The following is a 3,962-nucleotide window of genomic DNA, read 5'->3' as shown; positions in this document are numbered from 1 at the left end:
TGAAGCCACAAGGGGCAGCCAATTTTACCAAATCTGCTTTGTTGTCAGGCACTTGAAGTACAAAAGTACGTCTGCGTGCCTTCCGCCTCGCATCTTTGGCAAACTTGGCTGCTGCATAATTCGGGTTGAATACCTTGGGCTATGGGAGAATAAAACCCGGCCACCTCCCGGGGAACCGCAACCATTCCGGGATGTCTTTCAGGAACCCTTTGATGATGGCTGGCCCGCTCAGGAAGAATCCTTTCATACAGTAAATTGAGGCGCAAGAGTTTCAATAGCCGGCAGCAGGAAATCCGCGCCCTTTCTCCGCCAATTTCATACAATCATGTTTGTTTTCCTTCCTCACCTGCTATTTTTCGTCCGGTTTTTCTGTTGACAGGACCAATATGGCGGTTTAATCATTAATCTCAACACACCTTCCCCACCCAATCGCTGAAAAGCAACTTCTTATCACCAACGTTATATATTAACTCAAACAGAGAATATACCTCAAAGTCTATCACATCTATCAGATTTTAATATATAACGGAGTTAGTTTAATAGTTTAATTAACGTTGATTTGGCAAGTTGCCATCATGGCATAGCAGTATGCCTCGATACAGACGACTCAATATCCCCGGTCGATTCATCATGTCATCACCAGGGGTCTGAATCGCCAAGATATCTTTCTTGACGACTGTGACCGGAATGACTTTCTTGGCCGACTTGAAAAGAATCTTTCTTTGACTGGCTGCAGGTGTTATGCATGGGTGCTGAAAACTCTGCGCCGGATGAGGGTATCGGGTGCCTTCTGCCGAGGGCGCGTATTGCATTATGAGAGGAAACATTGTAATTTTATTTTCTGGCGGACGGATGCGGTCTTCAAATATTGCCGCACTGCCGTGCCGGCGTCCTGAGTTCCTTTGTGTTCATCCACTAATACAAAGTAGACACCAGTGAGTTTCCAATTCAGAAATGAGCGATTTTTTGCAAGATCAAGGAAATCAAGTAGTTGGGTGGAAACGTACGGAAAGTACGTAGCACAACCAACTCCGCCGATTGACACAGAGATTGCGAAAAAGGGCCATTTCTGGACGGAAACTACCTTACAGAGGATTGAGAATGGATTCATTGAATTGGGTGGAAGAAAAAGATAAGATCCGAAAGAAAGCCCTGAAAAGGCATGAAGAGCTTCATAGGCTCTTTCAAGAGGATAGACTTTCGTTTGAGCGTGAACGAAAGAGATTACTTGATGAGGTCATCAACAGCGCCGAAGATCCTGAAGAAAAACAACGATTGAGGGAATTACAGGCCTCATGGGACAAAAAGTTGCGTCATGCAGGCTCAAAACACAACCGGTTTGTGCTGGCTCAGACCTTTTTCTGGGAGCATTTTAATGAAGTCTGGCGGCCCGCCCTTCAAGAGTGTGCCGAGTCTCTGAAAGGCTGGCAAGATTGTAAATAGGCTTGATTCAATGGTAGGGAAAACAGGCTTAGGGGACCTCCTGGTTCCCTAAAACCCTGAGGGCAAGGCTTTTCAGTTCCTCTGCATCCATTGCCAGGCCGGTCCCGGCTCCTCTTGCTCTTGCGGCCTCAAAGGTCGCGTTCAGGGCCAGGAGCTTCGCGCTGAGTGCAAGAAACTCATTTTCTTCAGGATTGTCCGGCGTGCCGGAGAGAACGGTGTTGGGGTCGCGCATATTCACCTGCCTTTTTTGTATCCGGGTCTATCTACGAATACGGCATTTCAGGGAAAAGAGTTTAACGATTTTTTCCACAGGGCTATCTTGCTGTCTTTCGGCCCTGCTCCGGCACCTGTTTATCAAAGAGAAAGCCTTTGGCGATCTTTTTCCGCCAAAGCACTAGTGTCACGTCAACTATCGAGTGTCTGATAAATCCGGTATAGTTTTATCCGGGCATCCTCTGTTGTAAACTGCCAATTGACCTTTGCATTTTTGTTATTTCTGTGTTCTTGCCAGGCTTGTACTTCCCTCCTGACATCTTCGATGTTATCAATTCTACGATTCAGGCACTGACCAGTAAGCACGTTCAGCTCTATTTCCGCCATGTTCAGCCAACTTCCATGCTTCGGCCATCACAGCCAAGCAAAATCAAGGCGTTGATAACCTTTTGTGACTTATACTTACCTTTGGAAGCTATCCTTTCCAACTCATCCCGTTCATCCTTGGTCAATGTCACTGTGAATTTCTTCATACTCAAACCTCCCTGGTTGACTATGAAGAATTATATCACACCATATTACGACATCTCAAGGTTGACGTGGCAATAGTGGTGATAGAAGATGAAGGATACATAGTGCTTGTGCCTCCTGAATGTGAGGTGTCAGTGGAGGGAAATGGTTGTCTCAAGGTAATCGTTGGGTGAAAAAATTTGACAATCCATCCCCTCAAGGCATATACAAAAATAAGCGAATAACAAAAACAGTTCTTGGTACTCGTCGGCCTGGCTTTCTGAATCGCTCAAAAAGGGATTTCCTATCAACTGTGCCGGGAGATAGAGATAAGCCGTAATTAAATCCGGCTAATTTTGTTGTTTTCTGAAAATTCAGGTAGTTAAATAGACCTGCTGCATAATTCGGGATTACATGTTGGCCTAAAGTACCTCTTGATTGCTTGGTCTGGAATGGCTATACTACGGATATACATAAGAAGGTGGTTATATGCATACGAAGATTCAAAAATGGGGTAATAGTCAGGGGCTGCGTTTTGCCAAGAACGTGCTGGAAGACGCTCGCCTTGGAGTTGGGGACGAGGTAGACGTTTCGGTACGAGACGGCATTATCGTTGTCACGCCAATCAGGAAAATCCGCGGACGCTACCGTATCGAGGACCTCGTAGCGCAAATTCCTGAAGACTACCACGCCAGCGAAGTCGATTGGGGGGAGCCGGCAGGGAAGGAAGCATGGTAGATGGCGGTCTATGTCCCAAGACAAGGCGACATTATTACCGTCACTTTCGATCCCCAGTCCGGTCACGAACAGAAAGGGCGTCGACCTGCTTTAGTTGTGAGCAAGGACTTGTTCAACCGTAGCACCGGTCTGGCCATTGTGTGCCCCCTAACGAGCACAGGACGCGGGTTTCCCTTCCACGTGCCTGTTCCGAAAAGCAGCAGCCTGACGGGGTTCATCATGGTTGAGCAGGTCAAGTCAGTTGACTTTCGTACCCGTCGAGCGAAGCGCATCGAACGTGCCTCAGATGAACTGCTGGCAAACGTGCTATCGATATTAGATGCCTGCATCTACTGACAGGCCAACAACACCATGCACTCAGAAGGGCAAGGTCGCGGCATTTTTAGCTTTCGTCAAGTTTAATAATGTCTAATTGTCACTTACACCGGCACATTTGCCCTGCCCGCTGGTAATGGTGGACGTTATCTGAGTAAGAACCAGTATGAGCTTATAATGGATAAATTATCATCAATTAGCGGACTTACTGTGAGCCAACAGAAGGAATGGAGCGAAATTCTCTCTGGCTTCGAGACGAAAAACAAATATATCATATCAGATATGTCTGGCAGCAGGATGTATCTTGCCGCTGAGGAAGCTGGGTCGACATTACTCCGATGTTTCTGAAGGCACCCCGCCCGTTTACTCTTGTTGGGGTAAAATAGGATGTCCCCCTTTTCGCGTATCACGCACGGTTCTCAGGGGGGAAGGAGCCGCAAGGCTCCTGCCATACCCGGTTCGTAGGAAAAATAGAAAATGACTATTGATCAACCACTTTATCAGCCAGTAACCGCAAGGTCCACCTGGAGAAACCTTCCGGCGGCTCACCGCAGCTCAAGGCGACCAGATGAGCTTCAAAATCACCATCCGCCTTTTTGGTATATACACGATTTCCTTTTTGCCATTAAGGGCTATGTCAAGCCCATCTACAACAAAACGCTTTTTGACGCGGTCAATTTTCCTCATGCTTGTTTTTAGCACTCTGGATATTTCTTCATTGGTTGATCGCTTTTCTTGGTGCC

5 protein-coding genes and 4 pseudogenes are annotated in these 3,962 nt (G+C 47.0%); 4 read left to right on the top strand and 5 right to left on the bottom strand.

Going from position 1 to position 3,962, the window contains the following annotated elements:
• Positions 1-44: 44 nt before the first annotated feature.
• Together C4B57_11785 and C4B57_11780 are read right to left on the bottom strand one after the other, a co-directional pair.
• Positions 45-323, bottom strand: a complete 279-nt coding sequence (locus C4B57_11785) for a hypothetical protein (GenBank protein ID PXF50710.1) — start codon at positions 321-323, stop codon at positions 45-47.
• 488 nt (positions 324-811) lie between these two features.
• A complete protein-coding gene (locus C4B57_11780) occupies positions 812-1,111 on the bottom strand; it encodes a hypothetical protein (GenBank protein PXF50709.1) in 300 nt (99 codons plus the stop codon).
• Between C4B57_11780 and C4B57_11775 the strand changes: the two genes are divergently transcribed.
• On the top strand, positions 1,102-1,443 hold the full coding sequence (locus C4B57_11775; GenBank protein PXF50708.1) for a hypothetical protein: 342 nt from the start codon (positions 1,102-1,104) through the stop codon (positions 1,441-1,443). The genes C4B57_11780 and C4B57_11775 overlap by 10 nt on opposite strands.
• A gap of 64 nt (positions 1,444-1,507) precedes the next feature.
• Here C4B57_11775 and C4B57_11770 read toward each other — a convergent pair.
• A pseudogene (locus C4B57_11770) lies at positions 1,508-1,597 on the bottom strand (chemotaxis sensory transducer).
• A gap of 251 nt (positions 1,598-1,848) precedes the next feature.
• Positions 1,849-2,067: pseudogene (locus C4B57_11765) on the bottom strand (IS630 family transposase).
• 588 nt (positions 2,068-2,655) lie between these two features.
• On the opposite strand from C4B57_11765, the gene C4B57_11760 reads away from it, so the two are divergent.
• From C4B57_11760 to C4B57_11750, 3 genes and pseudogenes are all read left to right on the top strand, one after another.
• Positions 2,656-2,904, top strand: a complete 249-nt coding sequence (locus tag C4B57_11760) for a transcriptional regulator/antitoxin, MazE (protein PXF50707.1) — start codon at positions 2,656-2,658, stop codon at positions 2,902-2,904.
• Positions 2,905-3,240, top strand: a complete 336-nt coding sequence (locus C4B57_11755) for an mRNA-degrading endonuclease (GenBank protein ID PXF50706.1) — start codon at positions 2,905-2,907, stop codon at positions 3,238-3,240. It begins immediately after the preceding gene.
• A 156-nt stretch (positions 3,241-3,396) separates the two neighbouring features.
• Positions 3,397-3,605: pseudogene (locus tag C4B57_11750) on the top strand (hypothetical protein).
• Positions 3,606-3,706: 101 nt separating this feature from the next.
• Here the strand turns inward: C4B57_11750 and C4B57_11745 are convergent.
• Positions 3,707-3,962, bottom strand: a pseudogene (locus tag C4B57_11745) (IS630 family transposase).

It is taken from the genome of Deltaproteobacteria bacterium (genome assembly GCA_003194485.1).
Taxonomy (GTDB): Bacteria; Desulfobacterota; Dissulfuribacteria; order Dissulfuribacterales; family UBA3076; genus UBA3076.
This window is presented reverse-complemented; position numbering and strand designations above follow the sequence as displayed.